This window comes from Marinobacter sp. (genome assembly GCF_041690455.1).
Lineage (GTDB): Bacteria > Pseudomonadota > Gammaproteobacteria > Pseudomonadales > Oleiphilaceae > Marinobacter.
In genome coordinates this window covers 1-19,577 of the sequence record NZ_JAWLHI010000024.1, presented here as the reverse complement: position 1 = coordinate 19,577, position 19,577 = coordinate 1, and the positions used below count along the sequence as shown (strand labels likewise).

At 60.9% G+C, this 19,577-nt stretch carries 21 protein-coding genes; 6 read left to right on the top strand and 15 right to left on the bottom strand.

The genetic code is table 11. The features are described from left to right. Positions 1 to 120: 120 nt before the first annotated feature. Positions 121 to 858, top strand: coding sequence for an SDR family oxidoreductase (locus ACESMW_RS07655; RefSeq protein WP_372986456.1), 738 nt, complete (start codon positions 121 to 123; stop codon positions 856 to 858). A gap of 56 nt (positions 859 to 914) precedes the next feature. Here the strand turns inward: ACESMW_RS07655 and ACESMW_RS07650 are convergent, their stop codons facing one another. The 3 genes from ACESMW_RS07650 to speA form a co-directional block, all read right to left on the bottom strand. Further along, positions 915 to 1,553, bottom strand: a complete 639-nt coding sequence (locus ACESMW_RS07650) for a ChrR family anti-sigma-E factor (protein ID WP_372986455.1) — start codon at positions 1,551 to 1,553, stop codon at positions 915 to 917. Further along, the gene (locus tag ACESMW_RS07645) at positions 1,550 to 2,149 is read right to left on the bottom strand and encodes a sigma-70 family RNA polymerase sigma factor (RefSeq protein WP_343814442.1); all 600 of its coding nucleotides are present in this window, start codon (positions 2,147 to 2,149) and stop codon (positions 1,550 to 1,552) included. The genes ACESMW_RS07650 and ACESMW_RS07645 overlap by 4 nt, the downstream gene beginning before the upstream one ends. 177 nt (positions 2,150 to 2,326) lie before the next feature. After that, positions 2,327 to 4,237 (bottom strand): biosynthetic arginine decarboxylase, encoded by a 1,911-nt coding sequence (gene speA / locus ACESMW_RS07640; RefSeq protein ID WP_372986454.1) that lies wholly within the window; start codon positions 4,235 to 4,237, stop codon positions 2,327 to 2,329. 201 nt (positions 4,238 to 4,438) lie between these two features. Between speA and speE the strand changes: the two genes are divergently transcribed. After that, the gene (speE, locus tag ACESMW_RS07635; protein ID WP_372986453.1) at positions 4,439 to 5,320 is read left to right on the top strand and encodes a polyamine aminopropyltransferase; all 882 of its coding nucleotides are present in this window, start codon (positions 4,439 to 4,441) and stop codon (positions 5,318 to 5,320) included. A 104-nt stretch (positions 5,321 to 5,424) separates the two neighbouring features. Further along, on the top strand, positions 5,425 to 5,616 hold the full coding sequence (locus ACESMW_RS07630; RefSeq protein ID WP_343814450.1) for a DUF6316 family protein: 192 nt from the start codon (positions 5,425 to 5,427) through the stop codon (positions 5,614 to 5,616). A 111-nt stretch (positions 5,617 to 5,727) separates the two neighbouring features. On the opposite strand, the gene ACESMW_RS07625 is transcribed toward ACESMW_RS07630, so the two are convergent. Together ACESMW_RS07625 and glnK are read right to left on the bottom strand one after the other, a co-directional pair. Next, positions 5,728 to 6,999, bottom strand: coding sequence for an ammonium transporter (locus ACESMW_RS07625; protein WP_372986452.1), 1,272 nt, complete (start codon positions 6,997 to 6,999; stop codon positions 5,728 to 5,730). A gap of 72 nt (positions 7,000 to 7,071) precedes the next feature. Then, entirely contained in the window at positions 7,072 to 7,410 is a 339-nt protein-coding gene (gene glnK, locus ACESMW_RS07620) for a P-II family nitrogen regulator (RefSeq protein ID WP_091997389.1), read from the bottom strand. Between the two features lie 381 nt (positions 7,411 to 7,791). On the opposite strand from glnK, the gene ACESMW_RS07615 reads away from it, so the two are divergent. The 3 genes from ACESMW_RS07615 (at position 7,792) to trmB (ending at position 10,432) form a co-directional block, all read left to right on the top strand. Further along, positions 7,792 to 8,043 carry an accessory factor UbiK family protein gene (locus ACESMW_RS07615; RefSeq protein WP_372986451.1) on the top strand — a complete coding sequence of 84 codons (252 nt, stop codon included), beginning with the start codon at positions 7,792 to 7,794 and terminating at the stop codon, positions 8,041 to 8,043. A 54-nt stretch (positions 8,044 to 8,097) separates the two neighbouring features. Next, a complete protein-coding gene (locus tag ACESMW_RS07610; protein WP_372986450.1) occupies positions 8,098 to 9,630 on the top strand; it encodes a YifB family Mg chelatase-like AAA ATPase in 1,533 nt (510 codons plus the stop codon). 70 nt (positions 9,631 to 9,700) lie between these two features. After that, positions 9,701 to 10,432 carry a tRNA (guanosine(46)-N7)-methyltransferase TrmB gene (gene trmB / locus ACESMW_RS07605; RefSeq protein WP_372986449.1) on the top strand — a complete coding sequence of 244 codons (732 nt, stop codon included), beginning with the start codon at positions 9,701 to 9,703 and terminating at the stop codon, positions 10,430 to 10,432. A gap of 15 nt (positions 10,433 to 10,447) precedes the next feature. Here trmB and ACESMW_RS07600 read toward each other — a convergent pair whose 3' ends face one another. The 10 genes from ACESMW_RS07600 to ACESMW_RS07555 all read right to left on the bottom strand — a co-directional run bounded on the left by ACESMW_RS07600 (position 10,448) and on the right by ACESMW_RS07555 (position 19,502). Beyond that, positions 10,448 to 10,981, bottom strand: coding sequence for a hypothetical protein (locus ACESMW_RS07600; RefSeq protein ID WP_372986448.1), 534 nt, complete (start codon positions 10,979 to 10,981; stop codon positions 10,448 to 10,450). Beyond that, complete coding sequence (gene hemW / locus ACESMW_RS07595; protein ID WP_372986447.1) at positions 10,981 to 12,129, bottom strand: radical SAM family heme chaperone HemW; 1,149 nt, start codon at positions 12,127 to 12,129, stop codon at positions 10,981 to 10,983. Before hemW ends, ACESMW_RS07600 begins: the two co-directional genes overlap by 1 nt. 4 nt (positions 12,130 to 12,133) lie before the next feature. Then, positions 12,134 to 12,733, bottom strand: coding sequence for an RdgB/HAM1 family non-canonical purine NTP pyrophosphatase (gene rdgB / locus ACESMW_RS07590; protein WP_372986446.1), 600 nt, complete (start codon positions 12,731 to 12,733; stop codon positions 12,134 to 12,136). Positions 12,734 to 12,736: 3 nt separating this feature from the next. Next, on the bottom strand, positions 12,737 to 13,192 hold the full coding sequence (locus ACESMW_RS07585; RefSeq protein ID WP_372986445.1) for a DUF4426 domain-containing protein: 456 nt from the start codon (positions 13,190 to 13,192) through the stop codon (positions 12,737 to 12,739). Continuing rightward, positions 13,189 to 13,794, bottom strand: coding sequence for a methionine biosynthesis protein MetW (gene metW, locus ACESMW_RS07580; protein ID WP_372986444.1), 606 nt, complete (start codon positions 13,792 to 13,794; stop codon positions 13,189 to 13,191). The genes ACESMW_RS07585 and metW overlap by 4 nt, the downstream gene beginning before the upstream one ends. Next, on the bottom strand, positions 13,791 to 14,939 hold the full coding sequence (locus tag ACESMW_RS07575; protein WP_372986443.1) for a homoserine O-succinyltransferase MetX: 1,149 nt from the start codon (positions 14,937 to 14,939) through the stop codon (positions 13,791 to 13,793). The genes metW and ACESMW_RS07575 overlap by 4 nt, the downstream gene beginning before the upstream one ends. Before the next feature lie 127 nt (positions 14,940 to 15,066). Further along, positions 15,067 to 17,031: a dynamin family protein gene (locus ACESMW_RS07570; RefSeq protein WP_372986442.1), complete on the bottom strand. Its 1,965-nt coding sequence runs from the start codon at positions 17,029 to 17,031 to the stop codon at positions 15,067 to 15,069. 254 nt (positions 17,032 to 17,285) lie between these two features. Further along, positions 17,286 to 17,870 carry a YggT family protein gene (locus ACESMW_RS07565; RefSeq protein WP_372986441.1) on the bottom strand — a complete coding sequence of 195 codons (585 nt, stop codon included), beginning with the start codon at positions 17,868 to 17,870 and terminating at the stop codon, positions 17,286 to 17,288. 22 nt (positions 17,871 to 17,892) lie between these two features. Then, positions 17,893 to 18,726, bottom strand: coding sequence for a pyrroline-5-carboxylate reductase (gene proC / locus ACESMW_RS07560; protein WP_372986440.1), 834 nt, complete (start codon positions 18,724 to 18,726; stop codon positions 17,893 to 17,895). Between the two features lie 62 nt (positions 18,727 to 18,788). After that, complete coding sequence (locus ACESMW_RS07555; protein WP_372986439.1) at positions 18,789 to 19,502, bottom strand: YggS family pyridoxal phosphate-dependent enzyme; 714 nt, start codon at positions 19,500 to 19,502, stop codon at positions 18,789 to 18,791. Positions 19,503 to 19,577: the final 75 nt, after the last annotated feature.

Sequence of the window (19,577 nt, the reverse complement as noted above, 5' to 3'; positions counted from 1 at the left end):
TCACGAATCGGGTAAAAAGTGGCGCAACTTCATAAAAAAAAACGTATCGACCTGTTGGGTTCGATCAATGGGATTTTCTGAAAACCCTTTGGTAGTCTTTTCAATCAGTTGGAGCGCACCATGAAGCAGGTTTTGATTGCAGGTGTCAGCGGGGCGATAGGCTCCGCCCTGGCCCGCCAGTTACTCGATACGGATCCCGAACGGACCGTTTTTGGGCTGTGCCGGAACCCGGAGGCGCTGCGGGAGCGGATCCCGGACAGTCGGTTGCGACTGGCCCGGTGGGATGCGGAAGCCGGCAGCGTGGAAGAGGTGGGTAATAGCCTGGCGGAAATGCTGGGTCCGGATGGCGAGCTGGACACCGTAATCTATGCCGCCGGCTTGCTGCACGACAGCGAGATCTTTCCCGAGAAACGGATCGAGGATCTTGAGCCCGGGGCGATGGCGCGCGCCTTTGCCGTCAACTGCACCGGGTTTGGCACTGTGATGCGCGCGGCCATGCCCCATTTGCGACATCGCCGGTTCAAGCGGATTGCCGCGATTTCGGCCAAGGTCGGATCGATCGGAGATAACCGGTTTGGTGGATGGTATGCCTACCGTTGCTCCAAGGCGGCGCTCAACATGCTGGTCAGGAACCTGTCTGTGGAGTTGCCAAGGCGATGTCGGCCGGTGAGCTGTGTTGCCGTGCATCCGGGAACGACCGAGTCGGGGCTCAGCGAACCCTTCCAGCAGTCACTGGCCAGTCTGCAGGTGCACAAGCCCGGGGAAACCGCGGCCAATTTGCTGAGGGTGATCGGAACACTGGATGCGGGCAGTAACGGGCGTTTCTTCAGCTGGGATGGGGGCGAGTTGCCCTGGTGAGGTCAGCTTCTGCGCCGCCCCGAATGGCAGGGCGGTGCAGAATCAAAAGTAGCAACCTACCGGATAAATGGGTTGAGAAGGCGGGTAAACCTGCCGGTCAGCTTCACCGGAGCGCTGAGAACGGACAACGTAATGCAGTCTTCACAGCCAACCGCAACCGGTTTGTGTTCATCCTGCTCGTTGAGCACGACAAAGTCCCACTGGTTGAAGACACCGTTCTGGTCAGCAAAGGCACCTTGCAGGACAATCGTCGTTTCATTGCCCCGGTGGGTGTGAGCGGGTGCCTTGCCTCCAGCCGCCAGCTTCTGTAATACCACCTGTTCGCTCTGGCCGGGAAATTTCTCGCTGATGTCCAATACACTGACATCGCCCAGTTGTCGCTTCCAGGGCAGCTCGTTCAGGTCATCCCCAAGCAGCTTCTGCAGTGCGCTCATCCTCGGCGGAGCCGGTTGCACCGGTTCGCTGGCGGGCTCACTGTCGATGCGGGACAGAATGTTGTCAAAGATGCTCTCCGAGACACTGACCTTGGGCTGCTCTTCCATCATCACTGCGCCCAGGCTGTCCAGGGTGTCTACACGGCTCCTGCAGTGCGGGCACTTATCCAGGTGGAGCCGGATACACAGGGCATGGGGCTCGCTCAGGTTTCCTGCGCTGTACTCCATGAGAGTCAGGCTGTCGGGATGGTGCCGTGTCATACGTTCTGATCCTGCAAAATCACTTTCAGCTTGTTCAGGGCCAGGCGAACCCGGCTTTTCACCGTACCAAGGGGAATGTTCAGCTCGTCCGCAACCATCTGGTGGGACTTGTTCTCCATATAAACCTTGGCAATCACTGTGATCTGTTCTTCGGGCAGATGACTCAGTGATTCGCGGATTCGCCGCTCAGACATAAGACGGTGCAGAGAGGTGACCGGTTCATCCTCGTTATCGCCAGGGATCTGCCAGAGGTCTTCGGTCTCGACCAGCATTTCGGCACTGGATCTCTGCATCTTGCGCAGCATGTCGATGCGCTGGTTACGGGCAATGGTGAAGATCCAGGTGGAGGCCGCCGCCTTCCGCCAGTCATAGAGGCAGGAGCGCCGCCAGATCGAGACAAACACTTCCTGCACCAGTTCTTCCGCGTGGCTCGCCAGGCCGTTGGCCATGGCGTAGTACTTGATCTGCGGACCAAAGTGCTCGAACAGCGCGTGGTAGGCCTCACGGTCCTGGTGTTTGCCCACTTTGTCCAGCAACTGGCTCCAGGGGTCCTTTCGGCCCTCGGGTTTTGCTGGTTTCGGATCCAGTGTTGTCACCGGACGCTCCTTGACAGTCGCATGGCTTGAGCTTGTTCTGGTCATCATTCTATGCACTCGTCGCGGGTTTGTCAGTCGCAGGATTTACGAGGGCATGAAGATGCCGGATCAGTGGGACCACAAAAAATCGGAAAAGTTTTCCGCTGCGGCCGGCGCGCGGGGCCGCAGCGGCGACCGCTATTCCTCCAGGTAGGTGTAGCCTTCCAGCCCCGCGGCCAATTCAGCCAGCAAGGCCTTCTGTTGGCTCTCAGGCAGCTCGCTGGCGGAGAACTTCCGGCGATAGGCTTCCAGCAGCTGGTCCGGCTCGAAATTCACGTAGCGCAGTACCTTGGCCACAGTGTCACCGGTGATGGGGTCGCCGATGGCATAACCGCCCTGGTCGTCGAGGCGGACGTCCACGGAGTGGGTGTCGCCGAACAGGTTGTGCATGTCGCCCAGGATTTCCTGGTAGGCGCCGGTCATGAAGAAGCCCATCAGCAGCGGCCCGTCGCAGTTCTCCTCCGGCAGGGGCAGGGTGGTCTCGATGCCCTGGCCATCCACGTACTGGTCGATACGGCCGTCGGAATCGCAGGTGATGTCCTGGATGACCGCCCGCCGGGTCAGGGGACGGTTCAGGCCGTTGATCGGCATCACCGGGAAAATCTGGTCGATGCCCCAGACATCCGGCAGGGACTGGAACAACGAGAAATTCACGAACAGCTTGTCGGCCAGCTTCTCGTTGAGCTCGTCAATGATTTCCCGGTGGGCACGGTTGGCGCTGTCCAGCCGGCTCCTGAGTAGCCGGCAGCAGCGGGTATACAGGGTTTCCGCCTGGGCCCTTTCCGTCAGGGACAGCAGGCCGTGGGCAAACTGGCTGTGTACTTCGGCCATGGCATGCAGCACGTCATGGTAGATTTCCGCCAGCGACCGGGGGGATTCGCTGTCCTCAAGACTGGCCAGGTCCCGCCAGAGGTCGTGCAGGGGCGCCGGTGCCTCTGCGTCTGGTTCGCTGGGGGTGCGATTGTCCGGCTGCTCCTGGTCGATGACGTTGGTGACCAGCACCGAGTGGTGGGCGGTCAGGGCTCGCCCGGACTCACTGATGAGGTCGGGGTGCGGAATGCCCTGGCGCTCGCATTCGGCCTGGAGTACGTGGACCACGTTGTAGGCGTATTCAGACACGCTGTAGTTCATGGAACAGCTGCTGCGGGAACGGGTGCCTTCGTAATCCACCCCCAGGCCGCCGCCGATATCCACGGTTCCGATGGGTGCCCCGAGGTTGTGGAGTTCGGCGTAGAAGCGGGCGCATTCCTTCAGGCCGGTCTGGATATCCCGGATGTTGGCAATCTGGGAGCCCAGATGGAAGTGCAGCAGTTGCAGGGATTCCAGGGCGCCGGCAGACCTAAGGGTTTCCACCACATCCAGGACCTGACTGGCGGAGAGGCCAAACTTTGATTTCTCGCCCCCGGTATTCTGCCAGTTGCCCTTGCCGATAGTAGCCAGGCGGGCACGCACGCCGATCAGTGGCGTTACCTCAAGCTCCCGGGCCTGCTCCAGGATCAGCGGCAGTTCGGACTGTTTCTCCACCACGATAAAGACCCGGTGCCCCAGTTTCTGGCCAATCAGGGCAAGACGGATGTATTCACGGTCCTTGTAGCCGTTGCAGACAATCACAGAGCCGTTCTGGCGGGACAGCGCCAGTACCGCCATCAGTTCCGGCTTGCTGCCCGCCTCGAGGCCGATCTGGCCGGCGGAGGCAGCGGGTTCTGCCGCCAGCAGTTCTTCCACCACCCGGCGCTGCTGGTTGACCTTGATCGGGTAGACCGCGGTGTAGCGGCCCTGGTAGCCCTGGTCCGCTGCAACACGGTTGAACGCATTGCAGAGCGTGTTGACCCGGTCATGGAGGATGTCGGTGAAACGGATGAGCACCGGTAGCTGCACTCCCGACTGGCCGAGGCTGCGGGTCAGTTCGGGCAGATTGATGGCGGCCGGGGTGCGGCCCCGGTCCGGCCTGATCAGGACCTCACCCTGCGGGTTGACGCCGATGTAACCGTCGCTCCAGTGGGCGATGTTGTATACCTTGTGGGCAGGGGTGCCGCTGGCTTCGCTCATGCTTGCTATCCTTTCAGGAAACCGGGCCGGACGGGTGCCGGAAATATGGGCGCCATTGTAGGGCCAACCTCCGTAGGCTGAAAGAACCGGATGTGGAAATTACCTGCTTCCGGGCAGCCATAAATACTTTGGCTGCCGGGATCCCGGCCCTACAATACGCCCCTTTCAACATAGCCCATGGTGCACAGCGGGAGGCAACAGATGACAGCATTGAACGAGGGATGGTTTACCGAGGTCTTTCAGGATCAGGGTACGGCTTTTTCCCTGCAGGTGAAGAAAAAACTGCATGAGGAGCAGACACCGTTCCAGAAACTCGAAATCTACGAGACCGAGACCTTTGGCAACCTGATGGTGCTGGATGGCTGCGTGATGCTGACCACCCGTGACAACTTCCTTTACCACGAGATGATGACCCATCCGGCCCTGTTCACCCACCGGGACCCGAAAAAGGTCGTCATTGTCGGGGGCGGTGACTGCGGCACCCTGAAGGAAGTGCTGAAGCATCCGGGCGTTGAAGAAGCCTGGCAGGTGGAAATCGACGAGCGGGTGACCCGCATGTCCGAGAAATATTTCCCGGAACTGTGCGAGGCCAATGACGATCCCCGCGCCAACTTCTTTTTCGGTGACGGTATCCAGTGGATGCGGGACATCGAGCCCAACAGCGTTGACCTGATCATTATCGACAGCACCGATCCGGTGGGCCCCGCCGAAGGCCTGTTCGCCCTGGATTTCTACCGGGATGCCATGCTGGCCCTCCGGGAGGGCGGCATCATCGTGCAACAGAGTGAATCACCGCTGCTGCACACCGACACCATCATCAAGTCGATCCATGAGGACATGCGCAAGGCCGGTTTCGAACACGTGCAGACTCTGCCGTTCCCCCAGCCGGTCTATCCCACCGGCTGGTGGAGTTGCACCATGGCCAGCAAGGCCAACCCGTTGCGTTATTTCCGCGAGGAGGATTCAGCGAATCGTCCGTTTGTCACCCGTTATTACAATCCGGGCGTCCATCACGGTGCCCTGGCCATGCCGCAGTTCATGCTGGATGCCCTGGAGGATCAGGTTGCGCCAGAGGAAGCGTGACGCAAAATTAGACACTTCCGGAGTCTGATCTAGACTTTAGGCAGTGATCGCCTTTCGATCATTCGCGTTGGATCTAGCCAGAGGAAGTTGCAGAGGAAGTCGTTATGGATGTACGCAAGGGAGAGCAGGAACGTAACTGGTTCCGCAGTAAGCGCTTTGAAATGATCAACGGTCAGTGGTACTTCCAGACCCGGGAGGGAACCATGGAGGGGCCATTTGACAGCATGCGGGAAGCGGAGATGGAGTTGCTGCTGTATCTGCGCCATGCCGACGACGCCTTGTTCCAGGGGGTCTGAATAAAGAAGGGGTCAGATGAAAGCTTTCATCCGACCCCATATTCACGTCCAGTCTGCGGTACCGTCGGGGTCTGATGAACGCTTTCATCTGACCCCTCCTTCACAGCGGCCTTACTGCTTGCCGCTGACAAACTCCGGATAGGCTTCCATACCACACTCGGACAGGTCCACGCCTTCGTACTCGTCTTCCTCGCTGACCCGCAGGCCGATGACGGCCTTCAGGATGCCCCAGACAACCAGGCTGGCCACGAAGACCCAGACGAAGATGGTGAGCGCGCCGATGATCTGTCCGCTGAAGCTGACATCCCCATTGGTGACCGGCACCAGCAGCAGACCCAGCAGACCACACACACCGTGTACGGAGATGGCACCCACCGGATCGTCGATACGCAGCTTGTCCATGGTCACGATGCTGAGCACTACCAGGACGCCGCCGATGGCGCCGAACAGGGTGGCTGTCAGGGCGCTCGGGGTGGAGGGCTCGGCAGTGATCACCACCAGCCCGGCCAGGGCACCGTTGAGCAGCATGGTCAGGTCAGCCTTGCCGAACATCAGGCGGGCTGTGATCAGGGCGGCAACCGCGCCACCGGCAGCGGCGGTGTTGGTGTTCAGGAACACCATGGCCACGGAGTTGGCGCTGGCGATGTCGCCCAGTTTCAGGACGGAACCGCCGTTGAAGCCGAACCAGCCCATCCACAGGATGAAGGTGCCCAGGGTCGCCAGCGGCAGGTTGGCACCCGGGAAGGCGCGGATCTCGCCGTTCGGGCCGTATTTGCCTTTACGGGCACCCAGCAGAAGTACGCCAGCCAGGGCCGCAGCAGCACCGGCCATGTGCACGATACCGGAGCCGGCAAAGTCACTGAAGCCGAGGTCGCCCAGGTTGTACATGCCGAACACGGAGGCTCCGCCCCAGGTCCAGGCACCTTCCATCGGATAGATGAAGCCGGTCATGAATACTGCAAAGACCAGGAAGGCCCACAGCTTCATGCGCTCAGCCACGGCACCGGAAACGATGGACATGGCTGTGGCAACGAACACCACCTGGAAGAAGAAGTCAGAGGCGCCGGAGTAGATGGAACCACCCTCGAAGCCGTCTTCACGGCCGGCGAAATCACCCAGCACACCGGCAACGTCCACGTCGGCAATGCCGGACAGGAAGATGCTGCCGCCATACATGATGGCGTAACCGCAGACCAGGTACATGATGCAGGAAATCGCGAACAGCGCGACGTTCTTGGTCAGGATTTCAGTGGTGTTCTTGGCTCGCACCAGGCCGGATTCCAGCATGGCAAAGCCCGCCGCCATCCACATGACTAATGCGCCACACACCAGGAAATAAAACGTATCTATAGCGTATTGCAGGTGAAAAAGATTGCTTTCCATTTGAAGCCCTCCGCACAAGGCTCTTCAGGTTATAGGTTTTTTGCGTTGGCTGACTGTCTGGTCAGATCAGGTTCAGACCGCTTCTTCGCCGGTTTCACCGGTCCGGATGCGGATCGCCTGTTGCAGTTCGGTCACGAAGATCTTGCCGTCACCGATCTTGCCGGTGTTGGCTGCCTTGGTGATCGACTCGATAACCTGGTCCAGCAGGTTGTCGCCGATGGCGATCTCGACCTTGACCTTGGGCAGGAAATCCACCACATATTCAGCGCCACGGTAGAGCTCGGTGTGGCCTTTTTGCCGACCGAAGCCTTTGACTTCAGTGACGGTTACGCCTTGAACGCCAATCTCGGATAGTGCCTCACGGACATCATCCAATTTGAAAGGCTTGATGATCGCTGTCACAAGTTTCATTGCTTTCTCCTTGGTAAAGCCGTCCCAACAGTGAGGGCCCGTCGGCCGATTGTTGAGTTCGGGATGCTGCCACCTCGCACACCAATTGTGCGGATTGCGTACGAGTGTTCTAGCATCGGGTATGCCAACGCAAAAAAATAATTATAAAACAACAAGATATCGATTGCTTGTCCCAGATTGGCGCAAAAGCGTGCACCAAAACAGGGCGGCTCGCTGCCCGACGGTCCATTTTGGAGCCATTCGCCACGCAGCGCCGGCAGCCATTATATAGCCGACAGCCAACAGTATGGCAGGCCCGCGTGTGTGATACACTCCCGGGACTGCTTTTTGGTGTCCGGCCCAGGCCGGAATCCGCAAGTTTGGGAACCAGTGAGGTAAAACGTGAAAGGTCCGCAGGATATACTCGCTCAGTTACAGGGCCAATTCGGTCAGTTCGTCCCCGACATGGCCCGTGCCGCCCGGGAAGACTTTGAAACCCAGGCCCGCGCCACGGTGATGTCGGTCCTGTCGCGCCTGGAACTGGTGACCCGCGAGGAATTTGATGCCCAGCAGGCGGTACTGATGAAGACCCGGGAAAAGGTGGAGGCACTGGAATCCCGCGTCGCCGAGCTGGAACAGAAACTCCAGGGCTAGTAATGCCCTGTTGGTGGGCAGGATGCCCGCCGGAACAAACCATGGAAGGTGATTATGCTTGCCGTTGTCCATTCCCGCGCCAGCATTGGCGTGTCGGCCCCTGCGGTTACCGTGGAGGTTCATCTCTCGGGCGGCCTGCCCGCCCTGTCCATCGTCGGATTGCCGGAAACCGGTGTCCGTGAAAGCAAGGAGCGGGTGCGCAGTGCACTGCTGAACGCCGGCTTCGAATTCCCTGCCAAACGCATCACCATCAATCTTGCTCCAGCCGATCTTCCTAAGGAGGGCGGGCGCTTTGACCTGCCGATTGCCCTGGGCATCCTGGCAGCCTCCGGGCAGATTCCGGAGCAGAGCCTGGAGGGCTGCGAGTTCGTTGGTGAACTGTCCCTGGATGGCGCGCTTCGCCCCCTCAAGGGCATTCTCCCGGCCGTGCTGGCGGCCCGGAGTGAGGGGCGTCAGCTGCTGGTGCCCCAGGCCAACGCCGAAGAAGCGGCGTTGGCGAGCCGGGATGATGTGCTGGCGGCTGCCCACATCCTGACGGTGAGCGAGCATCTCTCCGGCCGGGCGCGACTGGTTCCGGTCCCCGGTGTGACCCGGACGCAGGCCGCGGACGACCGCCAGCCGGCGGCCGATCTTTCCGAGGTGCGGGGCCAACGGGTGCCCCGGCGGGCGCTGGAAGTGGCAGCAGCCGGTGGCCATAACCTGTTGCTGTTTGGTCCGCCCGGGACGGGCAAGAGCATGCTGGCGAGCCGTTTGCCCGGCATCCTGCCCATGCTGACGGACGAGGCCGCCATGGAGGTGGCGAGCGTGCATTCGGTGGCAGGATTGCCGGTCCGGGAAGGACGCTGGCGGGAGCCGCCGTTCCGCGCACCCCACCACACCGCCTCGGCCGTGGCATTGGTGGGTGGCGGCAGCAGCCCCCGTCCCGGTGAGATCTCCCTGGCGCATCGGGGCGTACTCTTCCTTGATGAGTTACCGGAGTTTGAGCGCCGGGTACTCGAGGTGCTGAGGGAGCCGATGGAGACCGGCGAAATCGCCATCAGCCGGGCCGCCCGGCAGGTGCGTTTCCCCGCCCGTTTCCAGGTGGTGGGGGCGATGAATCCCTGCCCCTGCGGTTACAGCGGTCACCCCTCCATCGACTGTCAGTGCACGCCTTCCCAGGTGATGCGATACCGCTCGAAAATATCCGGCCCCCTGCTGGATCGTTTCGACCTGCACGTGGAGGTGCCGGTGCAAAGCGGCGAGGTATTGATGCAGTCGGGACCGGAAGGGGAAACCAGTGCCTCGGTGCGTGCCCGGGTAGAAGGCGCCCGAGCGCGCCAGCTGGAACGGGGCCAGCTCAACGCCCTGTTGTCCGGTCGTGCCCTGCAGGATGCCTGTCGCCTCGATGCCGACAGCGAACGGATGCTGGCCGGGGCCATGGAACGGTTGGGACTGTCGGCCCGGGCGCTGCACCGTATCCTGAGGCTGGCACGCACGCTGGCGGACCTGGAGGCGGTGGACACGGTGTCCTACGCCCACCTTGTGGAAGCGCTTGGCTACCGTCAGCTCGACCGGCAACAGGGCCGGCACTCGGTGGTATCCGCCTGAGCCGGCGGACTCTGGTAAACTGTGGCCAGACTGTCAACCACAACCCGCACCCTGCGGTTAAGGAATCCAGATGACTGACCAGAATGAACCGCAAGACAAGAAGGAAGCCTCGGATTCGCCGGTAACCACCCGCCGTGGTGTTCGAAGTTTTGTGCTCCGTCAGGGGCGTATGACCGAGGGCCAGAAGAAAGCCTTTGACCGGGGCTGGGCCAAGTACGGCCTGAGCCGCGAGGATGGCATGATCGATCCCCGTGAGGTGTTTGGCCGCGATGCCATGCTCAACCTGGAAATCGGCTTCGGTATGGGTAAGTCCCTGGCCGAGATGGCCGAGGCCGCACCGGAGCAGGACTTCATCGGGGTGGAAGTGCATCTGCCGGGCGTTGGTGCCCTGCTCAAGGAAATCGAGGACCGGGGCCTGGAAAATGTCCGCATCTACAATATCGATGCCAATGATGTCATCGACCTGTGCCTGCCGGATGCCCGCCTGGACCGGGTGATGGTGTTTTTCCCGGATCCCTGGCCCAAGAAGAAGCACCACAAGCGCCGGTTGATTCAGCCGGAGTTTGTCCAGCGTCTCCGGCACAAGCTTCGGGTTGGCGGTGTATTGCACCTGGCGACCGACTGGGAGAACTACGCCGAACACATGATGGAAGTGATGAGTGAGTCGGAAGGCTTTGCCAATGCCCGGGAACCCGGTGAGTTCTCACCGCGTCCCGATGACCGGCCGATTACCAAGTTCGAGAAGCGCGGTGAGCGGCTCGGGCATGGTGTCTGGGACCTGCTGTTCCACCGCACCAACTGATCCCCGGCTACCGGGTCAGCCGTGGGCGAGGGGATGTCGCCTGGCGGCCCGGATGATTACCAGGCCGGCCACGCCCAGGGTCAGGCCGGTAAACTTGATCAGCGCACAGAGTGTGGCGGAAAGGCTGACCACATCAGTGGGTGGGTTGAAGTTGTTCAGCAGCAGGATGTTCTCGGTGACATCCGCCGCGCTCGCTGCCACAAACAGCGCCCGTACCCAGCGCCCGACGACCCGCTCCCGGACGCCGGGCCGGTCCCGCATCAGGTGGCGGGTGAGGTGCAGCAGGGCGAGCAGGTAAGCCGCGATAAAGAGGAAATCAAGCCACAGGGAAACCCGGGCCCAGAACTGGCCGTCGGACCGCCAGCTGCGAAGGATGGCATGGGTCTGGTCAGCGGTGGCCGCGAACTGGAAACTGACAATGCCCTGGGGCGCAGAGCCGGTCTGAAGTGGCTGATTGACCAGTATCAGGCCGCCCAGCAGGATTACGGTTGTGATCAGACTGGTCTTCAGCGTTTTTGGCAAGGCTGCCCATCCATGTGCCGGGTCCATCAGAGAAAACGCTCCAGCAGGCTGTTGAGATATCGCTGGCCAAGCTCCGTTGCCTGCAACCGGTGGCTTTCCAGCAATCCTTCCTTCCGTAATTGATCAAGTTGTACCCTAACTGACCCCAGGGGTAAACCCGTTCGTTCCGTAAACAGCGATTCCGCCACACCGGCCTTCAGCCGCAATGCGTTCATCAGGAATTCCAGCGGCCGTTCGTCCGGTTCAATGGCTTCGACGCCGGCGGTGCGACTGCCAATGCGATTGAGGTAGGCCTCCGGCTGACGGGTTTTCCAGTAGCGCCGGATGCTGCTATCCGCCAGGCTGACCTTTCCATGTGCGCCGGCACCCAGCGCCAGGTAATCGCCGAAAGTCCAGTAATTCAGGTTGTGCCGGGAGGCTCGTCCGGGCTGGCACCAGGCCGATACTTCGTAGTCGTCGAAGCCGTTCTCCCGTAACAGGTCAACGCCGGCCCGGTAGATGTCCCAGAGCCGGTCATCGTCGGGCAGATCCGGCGGGCGACTGTAGAATTCCGTGTTCGGTTCCAGGGTCAGCTGGTACCACGAAAGGTGAGGTGGCTCATGGGACAGGGCTTCGCGCAGGTCCGAGAGGGCCTGATCCGGGGTCTGTCCCGGCAGGCCATGCATCAAGTCCAGGTTGAAGTTGTCGAAGCCGGCAGTTCGGGCCGCTTCCACGGCACGGTGGGCCGAGTTGCGATCATGGATGCGGCCAAGCACTCGCAAGTGTTCAGGGTTGAAGCTCTGGATGCCGATGGAGAGCCGGTTGATGCCGGCCTGCCGGAAGGCCTCGAAGCGACCCTGTTCCAGGGTGCCGGGATTGGCTTCCAGGGTGATTTCCGCATCCGGAGCAAAAGCAAGCTTGTCCCGAAGCGCTTCGAACAGTCGGAAATAGAAATCGCCCGTCATCAGGGAGGGCGTGCCGCCGCCGATAAAGACCGTCTGGATCGCCCGGCCTTGAACCAGCGCCAAATCCTGCTCCAGATCCTCCAGCAACGCTGCCAGGTAAGCCTTTTCCGGGATGTCGCCGCGGATCGCGTGGGAGTTGAAGTCGCAGTAGGGGCACTTGCGCACGCACCAGGGCACGTGGATGTAGAGGCTCAGGGGCGGATTTACCGCCACCGGGGTAGTGGCGGACATGGCCTCAGAGCTCCGCCTTCAGGTGTTCGAGTAGCTGGGCGAGGGCGCGGCCACGATGGCCGATGCGGCCCTTTTCGGCCCGGCTGAGTTCTGCGGCGCTGCAATCGTGCTCTGGCGCGAGGAAAACCGGGTCATAGCCGAAACCGCCGTCGCCCCGGGGCTCGCGCAGAATCCGGCCCGGCCAGCGGCCGTGGCAGATGATGGGGGTCGGATCATCGGCGTGGCGCAGATAGACCAGTACGCAATGGAACTGGGCCCCGCGATCTTCATCAGGGACACCCTTCAGGGCGTCGAGAAGGGCCTCTACGTTGTCCGGATCAGTGGCATCCTCGCCGGCAAACCGGGCCGAGCGGACTCCGGGCAGGCCGCCCAGGGCGTCCACCGCAATGCCGCTGTCATCGGCAAGCGCTGGCAGGCCGGTTTCCCGGGCAGCATGCCGGGCTTTCAGGATGGCATTTTCAACAAAGGTAACCGCCGGTTCCTCGGCCTCACCCACACCCAGCTCTCCCTGGGGGATTGGCGTCAGGCCCAGGGGCGCGAGCAGTTCGGTGAGTTCGGCAATCTTGCCCTTGTTGTTGCTGGCGATGACGAGTTGCTGTGACATGGTTCAGTCGCTGAACAGGGTGTGGGCAAACCGGACCGACAGGTCCTGCTGGTGGCCGGTTGGATGGGCGGTAATGTTAAAGGTCATCAGCTCACCGGAGGGGTATTGGTACTCGGCGATGAAGTAGACCGCATCGCCTTCCTGGATCCGCCGGAACGCCAGGAAATTGACCTGCTGGATATCGTTACTGACCTTGCCCTCTACCTGGCCACCGACAGGTTTGAGGGTACCGTTGTCCTGCTCCTGCATGATGGAGATATTGACGATGCCGATGCCCTTGCTCCGTTGCAGGTCGTTGGCCCTGGCGACTTCGGGTGACAGGAAGGTGCTCGGAAGCACGCTCCAGTGCAGCTGGTAGTCGCCGAAGTCCTTGGAGCCGGCAGCCTGGGCCTGCAAGGCTGCCATGGTCAGGAGGATGCCCGCCAGAAAGTTTGTGAAAATCCGGAGTTGTTTGATCATTGCTCGTTCTCCCGTGTGATGCGGTAAATGGCGATCTCCCCCAACAGGTTAGGCCACAATCGGGCAGACCAGCTGTTCTGGTGCTGACCGTCCACCACCCGGCGGCTCTTGATCCTGATGCCCTTCTGACGGCACAGGGCCTCGAAATCCTTGAAGGTGCACAGGCGGATGTTGGGGGTGTTATACCATTTATACGGCAGTGCTTCGGATTCGGGCATACGACCACTCAGGGCCAGTCCCCAGCGCAGCCGCCAATGGGCAAAGTTGGGGAAGGTCACGATGCCTTCCCGACCCAGCCGCAGCATTTCATCCAGCACCTTGTCGGGGCGGCGCACCGCCTGCAGGGCCTGGGTCATCAATACGATATCGAACATGCCGTCATCGAAATTGTCCAGGCCCTGGGTGTCCAGGTTTTGTTCGATTACGGCGACACCCCTGCTCATGCAGGTGGTGATGTGGTCCGGGTTGATTTCCAGGCCGAAGCCGGTGGCCTGGCGTTCCCGCTGCAGGAAGTCGAGCAGGGTGCCGTCACCACAGCCCAGATCCAGAACGTGATGACCGGGTTTGACCCACTGCTGGATGATTTCGAGGTCAGGTCTCATGCGCCTACCTCCCTTGCTACCCGATCCATGTAAGCGGTGAAAATGTCCGTATACCGTGGCGTGGGGATCAGGAAGGCATCGTGCCCCCAGGGCGCATCAATCTCGGCGTAGCTGACTTTCTTCCGGGCGGAAATCATCGCGTTCACCATTTCTTCCGAACGCTGGGGCGTAAACCGCCAGTCAGTGCTGAATGACAGTACCAGGAATTCACACTCGGCCGCGGCAATCGCCCGGGACAGGTCACCGCCATGCTCATAGGCCGGATCAAAGTAATCCAGAGCGCGGGTCATGAGCAGGTAGGTGTTGGCATCGAAGGTCTCGGAAAACCGCTCGCCCTGGTAGCGCAGATAGCTCTCCACCTGGAATTCGGCATCATAGCCGAACTTGTAGGCTTCTTCCCTCAGCTCCCGGCCAAATTTCTCACCCATGGAGGCATCGGACAGGTAGGTGATGTGGCCGACCATCCGGGCCAGCATCAGGCCACGGCGGGGCAGGGTGTCAAAATCATAGTAGCGGCCGCCATGGAATTCCCGGTCGGAGGTGATGGCCTGGCGCGCCACCTCGTTGAACGCAATGTTCTGGGCGGTCAGCCTCGGCGTGGAGGCAATCACCACCGCGTGCCGGAGCCGGTCAGGGTAATCGAGGCTCCACTGCAGCGCCTGCATGCCGCCCAGGGAGCCGCCAACCACCGCTGCCCAGCACTGGATGCCGAGTCGGTCGGCGAGCAGGGCCTGGCTTTTCACCCAGTCACTCACGGTAACCACCGGGAATTCCGGGCCATAGGGCTTGCCGGTGGCCGGGTTTTCCGAATTCGGGCCGGTGCTGCCATGACAGCCGCCGAGGTTGTTCAGGGAGACCACGAAGAAACGGTTGGTATCGATGGGCTTGCCCGGGCCAATGCAGCTGTCCCACCATCCGGGTTTGCGATCGTCCATGCTGTGGTAGCCGGCGGCATGGTGATGGCCACTGAGGGCGTGGCAGATCAGCACGGCATTGCTGGCGTCGGCGTTCAGTTCGCCGTAGGTTTCCACCACCAGATCGTAGTTTCCCAGCGCCTGGCCACAGGCCAGCTCGATGGGAGTGTCAAAGTGGTAAGACTGTGGGGTAACTATCCCGACAGAATCCGCGGGCAGGGAATCGGGCATCGGCGCGACAGGTTCCTGGTTCGATCCGTAAGTAACTGGAACAGCGACAGCAAAGCCATCGCCAGCCCAGCAGTTTATAGCCGGGTGGGGATGGCTGCAACCGGGAGCGGGTGTCAGCAGGCAGGGCCTAAACGACCCCGGAAATGTTTACCACCTTCTGCTGGATCAGGGTCGGGGCCGGCTTGCGGATCTGCCGCTGCATGCCGTCGGCCAGTTCAAGCTGGCGACGCAGGTCGGCAATGGTGGTTTCCAGCTTCTCCCGCTCGGCCCGACCGTCCCGGTCGCTTCTGACCATGTCACGCAGGCGCCGGATCTGGTGCTCCAGTAGCTGCTTCTGTTCCATGGAATATTGCATGATGGGGAGCAGGGCCTCGTGGGGCCAGCGTTCAACGTCCTTACGTACCCGGTTATGCAGGGTGCGGGCCTCTCCCACCATGACATTGAAAAAGCGACGTACCAGCAGGGACTGTTCGGTCAGCAGGTTTTTCGGGCTGATCCGGAAGCGCCTGGCTTTCTTGCGCAGCTCCCGGATAGCGATGACATGCCGCCCTGCGCGTAGCGGGATGGGTTCCAGGTGCCGTGCCCGGGTATCTTCGTTATAGCGCCGGTAGATGGCGCCCACCATCTTCTCCGCCAGGTGGCCTTCGCTCATAAGGTTGGTGAGGTCAGCTTCCAGCAGCTCGAAGAAGTGATCCATAGCCCGGTTCATGCCGGCGGTGGTCCAGCTCTTCGACATGGAAGTCCGGATCTTTTCGGCATGCTCCTCGAAGCGTTGCTCGCTGACCAGGCTCTTGAGGGTCTTGCCCTGGGAATCCACCAGCCGGCGACTGGAGCGCAGGGAAATGAGCTTCTTGTAGTAGAAGTCATAATCTTTCTGTGCCCGCTCCGCGAGCCGGCTCAGGGCCGCTTTGTCCATAGTGGCGCCGGAACAGGCCTGGAGTTCCTCTTCCAGTGCCTCCAGCCGGGTCTGCATCGCAGCCTGACTGTTCTGGAGCATACCCAGCAGATCGTTGATCAGGCTCTGGGTGATCAGCTGCTCCTTGTGCATCAGGATGCGCTTGATGATCAGCTGCTCCAGCTGGCCGATGTTGGCGCGCTCGAACAGGTCGGCATCCCGGCGCACACGGGCGATCAGTCCCTGCTTGGCCGACAGCGGAATGACGTCGTGCTGGCGGATGCCCAGGTGGTCGGCGGTGTAGCTGCGTACCCGCTCGATGGCCTCCTGGGTGTGCTTTTCACCCTGCAGATCGTCCCAAAGCACGTCGATCTTGTTCAGGGCCGCAAACCGGCCGGCCCGGTGATCCGCGTGTTCGGTGTCGATGTGCTCCTTCCAGATGGTCATGTCGCTGGCGGTGACACCAGTGTCGGCGCTGAGCACGAAAATCACAGCGTGGGCCCGGGGCAGCATGCTGATGGTGAGTTCGGGTTCGGAACCCAACGCGTTCAGGCCCGGGGTGTCGAGAATGCGCAGGCCGCGTTCGAACAGGGGGTGTCTGATGCTGATCTGGGCGTTACGCCAGGCTGGCACCAGAACGTTACCGGGGTTGTTGCGATCATGCTCGAGCATGGCTTCGTCGAAGCCCAGGTTTCGTGCCTCTTGTGGTGGCACGCTCTTGACCCTGGCAACCTCGGCCAGGACTTCGCGCATGATTTCCGGGTCGCGCTCATCGAGTTCATGCTTGACCCAGCGTTCTGGCTGTTTGCGGAGTTGTTGCAGGGACAGTTCGCCGGTGCGGGTTTCGATCGGCAGCAGCAGGAGGTAATTCTGATTGGCTGTACGGTCAAAGAACAGCTCGGTCGGGCACATGGTGGTCCGGCCGGCCTGGGAGGGCAGCATGCGCTGACCATACTCCGAGAAGAACAGTGCATTGATGAGTTCGGTCTTGCCCCGGGAGTACTCGCCGACGAAGGCAATGGTCAGCTCATCCTCGATGAGCAGTTCGAGACCGTTTCGAATGCGGGTGCTGATGTCGTCGGAAAACAGGTCGTTATCCTGCAGCCAGAGGCGATAGCGCCCGATCTGCCGGATCAGTTCCTTTTTCCAGTTATGGTAAGCCTCTACCTGCTGCGACAGAGTTCCCTGCGGGTTCATTGGAGTTTCCTTCTGCGCGACTTCCCGGTATACCGGCGCCCGCTGCCAGCCGGGCGCGCGGACTACAGCAATTCATGAATAAGTAGTAATACTATCCCGTCTTCTCGATCCATGTGTACCTTGCCTTGGCATTTCGCCGGACAGGTCACAATTTTTGGCAATAAAAAGCCGCAAAATCAACAAGATGATTTTGCGGCTTGGCTTCATTGTTTTTCGTTTCCGGGTGTTACCGAATGTATATCCGGAAGGCAGATTTACATGCCGAGGCCGATGGATCCGAGACCGGCAGCCAGTTTCATGTGGTCGATCACCACCGAGATCACGTTCAGGATCAGGAACACGATGATCGGTGACAGATCCAGCCCGCCCATGGATGGCATCACGTTGCGCACCGGCCGCATGACCGGTTCGGTAATCTGGGCAACCAGCTGGATGGCCGGGTGACCACTCTGGGGAGCAATCCAACTCACCACCACTACCGCAATGACGGACCAGAAGTAGATTTTCACGATCAGGCTGAGCACGTTCAGCACCGCCCAGACCATCAGGGTGATGGGGTTGATCGCCGGAATGCCACCATTGAGTGCGACCAGGATGAAGAAGAATGTGATCGCCTGGATGATGACCGCCAGGACGAGGGAGGCGCCGTCGATGCCACCCCAGCCCGGAATAAAGCGGCGAAGGGGGCGTAACAGCGGGTTGGTCGCCTTGACCACGAACTGGGAAATCGGGTTGTAGAAATCGGCCCGGGCCAGCTGCAGCAGGAAACGCAGCAGCACAATCGTCAGATAAAAGGTGGACGCGATCAGCAGGATGGTGATCAGGATGTCTGCCAGCATGAAGCTGTGTCTCCGTTATCGGTTACTGTTTGCCGGCCAGTTCTTCGGCCATTTCTTCCGAACGCTTGAATGCCGCGCCGTAGGCTTTCTTGACAAGGTCTCGCAGCCCGCCTTCCTCGAAGGTGTTGATGGCCTGCTCGGTGGTGCCGCCGGGGGACATGACGTTGCGCTTGAGCTGGGCGGGATCGTGTTCGCTGCGGGCGGCCATTTCAGCGGCCCCGGCCATGGTCTGGATCGCCAGTTCCCGGGCGGTGGCCGGTTCAATACCTGCCTCTGTGGCTGCCGCCTCAAGCGCTTCGAGCATCAGGAAAAAGTAGGCGGGACCACTGCCGGACAGGGCCGTAACCCCGTGCAACAGGTTTTCGTCGTCCACCCAAAGCGCGGAGCCGATGCTTTCAAAGACTGCCTGGATCATCTTCTTCTGATCGTCCTTCACCTGGCTATTGGCGAACAGGCCGGCAGCGCCTTTGCCCACCAGCGAGGGCGTGTTGGGCATGACCCGCACCATGGGTAGCCCGCCGCCGAGCCATTCGTCCAGGGTGTCGGCAGTGAGTCCGGCAGCAATGGAGACCATCAGGGGACGGGTGTTCTGAACGACCGGGGCGATATCACGACAGACATCGGCCATGACCTGGGGCTTGACTGCCAGGATGACCATATCGGCCTGCTGGGCGCAGTAGCGGTTGTCGGTGGTGACGCTGACGCCGAAACGCTTGCGGATGGCCTGAAGATGACCGTCATCCGGGGCGCTGACCCAGATATCACCGGCCTTGTAGCCGTTGTCCAGCATGCCGCCGATGATGGCGCTGGCCATGTTGCCGGCCCCGATAAATGAAATAGTGGGTGATGTGCTCAAGGTTCACTCCAACGGTTGATCGGTTAACAGTTTGAACCGGATGATAGCAGGAACTGAGAGATTCAGCTCTGGGGCTCCTTTGGCGGCCGGGCTCCAAACACCGCTGTGCCAACCCGGACCCAGGTCGCGCCCTCGGCAATGGCCATTTCCAGGTCATCGGACATGCCCATGGACAGAGTGTCCAGCGGGCCGGCTTCCGGAAATTCCTGCTTCAGGGATTTGACGGCGTTGGCCAGTTTTCGGAAGCTGGACCTGAGCTCCGATTCCGGCTGGTCGGGATCCGGAATGGCCATCAGGCCCCGCAGGCTGAGGTTGGGAAGATCGCCGATTGCCGAAACCAGCTCGGGCAGCTCCTCCAGGGTGCAGCCGGACTTGGTGTCCTCTTCATCGATGTTTACCTGCAGGCAGAGGTTGAGAGGTGGTAGTGACGCCGCACGCTGCTCGCTGAGGCGGCGTGCGATCTTCAGCCGATCGACACTGTGCACCCAGTCAAACGATGCGGCGATCTGCCGGGTCTTATTGGATTGGATTGGCCCGATAAAATGCCACTCGATGCCGTCCAGATCGTCCAGGGCCTCGATCTTCTCGAGCGCTTCCTGCAGGTAATTTTCGCCAAACGCGGTCTGCCCCGCAGCGAAGGCTTCACGCAGGTCTTCCGGCGGTCGGGTCTTGCTGACCGCCAACAGGCGCACACTGCCGGGGTCCCGCCCCGCCTGCAATGTTGCTTTTTGTATGCGTCGGGTTACGCTCCCGATGTTGTCTGCTATGCTGCTCATACTGTGAGTTTGCCGCTTATGGATTAAAAGAAAAAGCCCTCCGAGGAACCCTATGGATATTACTGACCTGCTTGC

Excerpts from the sequence above, each read along its gene's own strand:
- ACESMW_RS07565 (WP_372986441.1), bottom strand. The coding sequence starts at position 17,870 with ATGCTGGCAGACATCCTGATCACCATCCTGCTGATCGCGTCCACCTTT.
- metW (WP_372986444.1), bottom strand. The coding sequence starts at position 13,794 with ATGAGACCTGACCTCGAAATCATCCAGCAGTGGGTCAAACCCGGTCAT.
- ACESMW_RS07575 (WP_372986443.1), bottom strand. The coding sequence starts at position 14,939 with ATGCCCGATTCCCTGCCCGCGGATTCTGTCGGGATAGTTACCCCACAG.
- hemW (WP_372986447.1), bottom strand. The coding sequence starts at position 12,129 with ATGTCCGCCACTACCCCGGTGGCGGTAAATCCGCCCCTGAGCCTCTAC.
- ACESMW_RS07655 (WP_372986456.1), top strand. The coding sequence starts at position 121 with ATGAAGCAGGTTTTGATTGCAGGTGTCAGCGGGGCGATAGGCTCCGCC.
- ACESMW_RS07650 (WP_372986455.1), bottom strand. The coding sequence starts at position 1,553 with ATGACACGGCACCATCCCGACAGCCTGACTCTCATGGAGTACAGCGCA.
- glnK (WP_091997389.1), bottom strand. The coding sequence starts at position 7,410 with ATGAAACTTGTGACAGCGATCATCAAGCCTTTCAAATTGGATGATGTC.
- ACESMW_RS07585 (WP_372986445.1), bottom strand. The coding sequence starts at position 13,192 with ATGATCAAACAACTCCGGATTTTCACAAACTTTCTGGCGGGCATCCTC.
- ACESMW_RS07630 (WP_343814450.1), top strand. The coding sequence starts at position 5,425 with ATGGATGTACGCAAGGGAGAGCAGGAACGTAACTGGTTCCGCAGTAAG.
- speE (WP_372986453.1), top strand. The coding sequence starts at position 4,439 with ATGACAGCATTGAACGAGGGATGGTTTACCGAGGTCTTTCAGGATCAG.
- ACESMW_RS07625 (WP_372986452.1), bottom strand. The coding sequence starts at position 6,999 with ATGGAAAGCAATCTTTTTCACCTGCAATACGCTATAGATACGTTTTAT.
- trmB (WP_372986449.1), top strand. The coding sequence starts at position 9,701 with ATGACTGACCAGAATGAACCGCAAGACAAGAAGGAAGCCTCGGATTCG.
- ACESMW_RS07610 (WP_372986450.1), top strand. The coding sequence starts at position 8,098 with ATGCTTGCCGTTGTCCATTCCCGCGCCAGCATTGGCGTGTCGGCCCCT.
- ACESMW_RS07600 (WP_372986448.1), bottom strand. The coding sequence starts at position 10,981 with ATGGACCCGGCACATGGATGGGCAGCCTTGCCAAAAACGCTGAAGACC.
- rdgB (WP_372986446.1), bottom strand. The coding sequence starts at position 12,733 with ATGTCACAGCAACTCGTCATCGCCAGCAACAACAAGGGCAAGATTGCC.
- ACESMW_RS07555 (WP_372986439.1), bottom strand. The coding sequence starts at position 19,502 with ATGAGCAGCATAGCAGACAACATCGGGAGCGTAACCCGACGCATACAA.
- speA (WP_372986454.1), bottom strand. The coding sequence starts at position 4,237 with ATGAGCGAAGCCAGCGGCACCCCTGCCCACAAGGTATACAACATCGCC.
- ACESMW_RS07570 (WP_372986442.1), bottom strand. The coding sequence starts at position 17,031 with ATGAACCCGCAGGGAACTCTGTCGCAGCAGGTAGAGGCTTACCATAAC.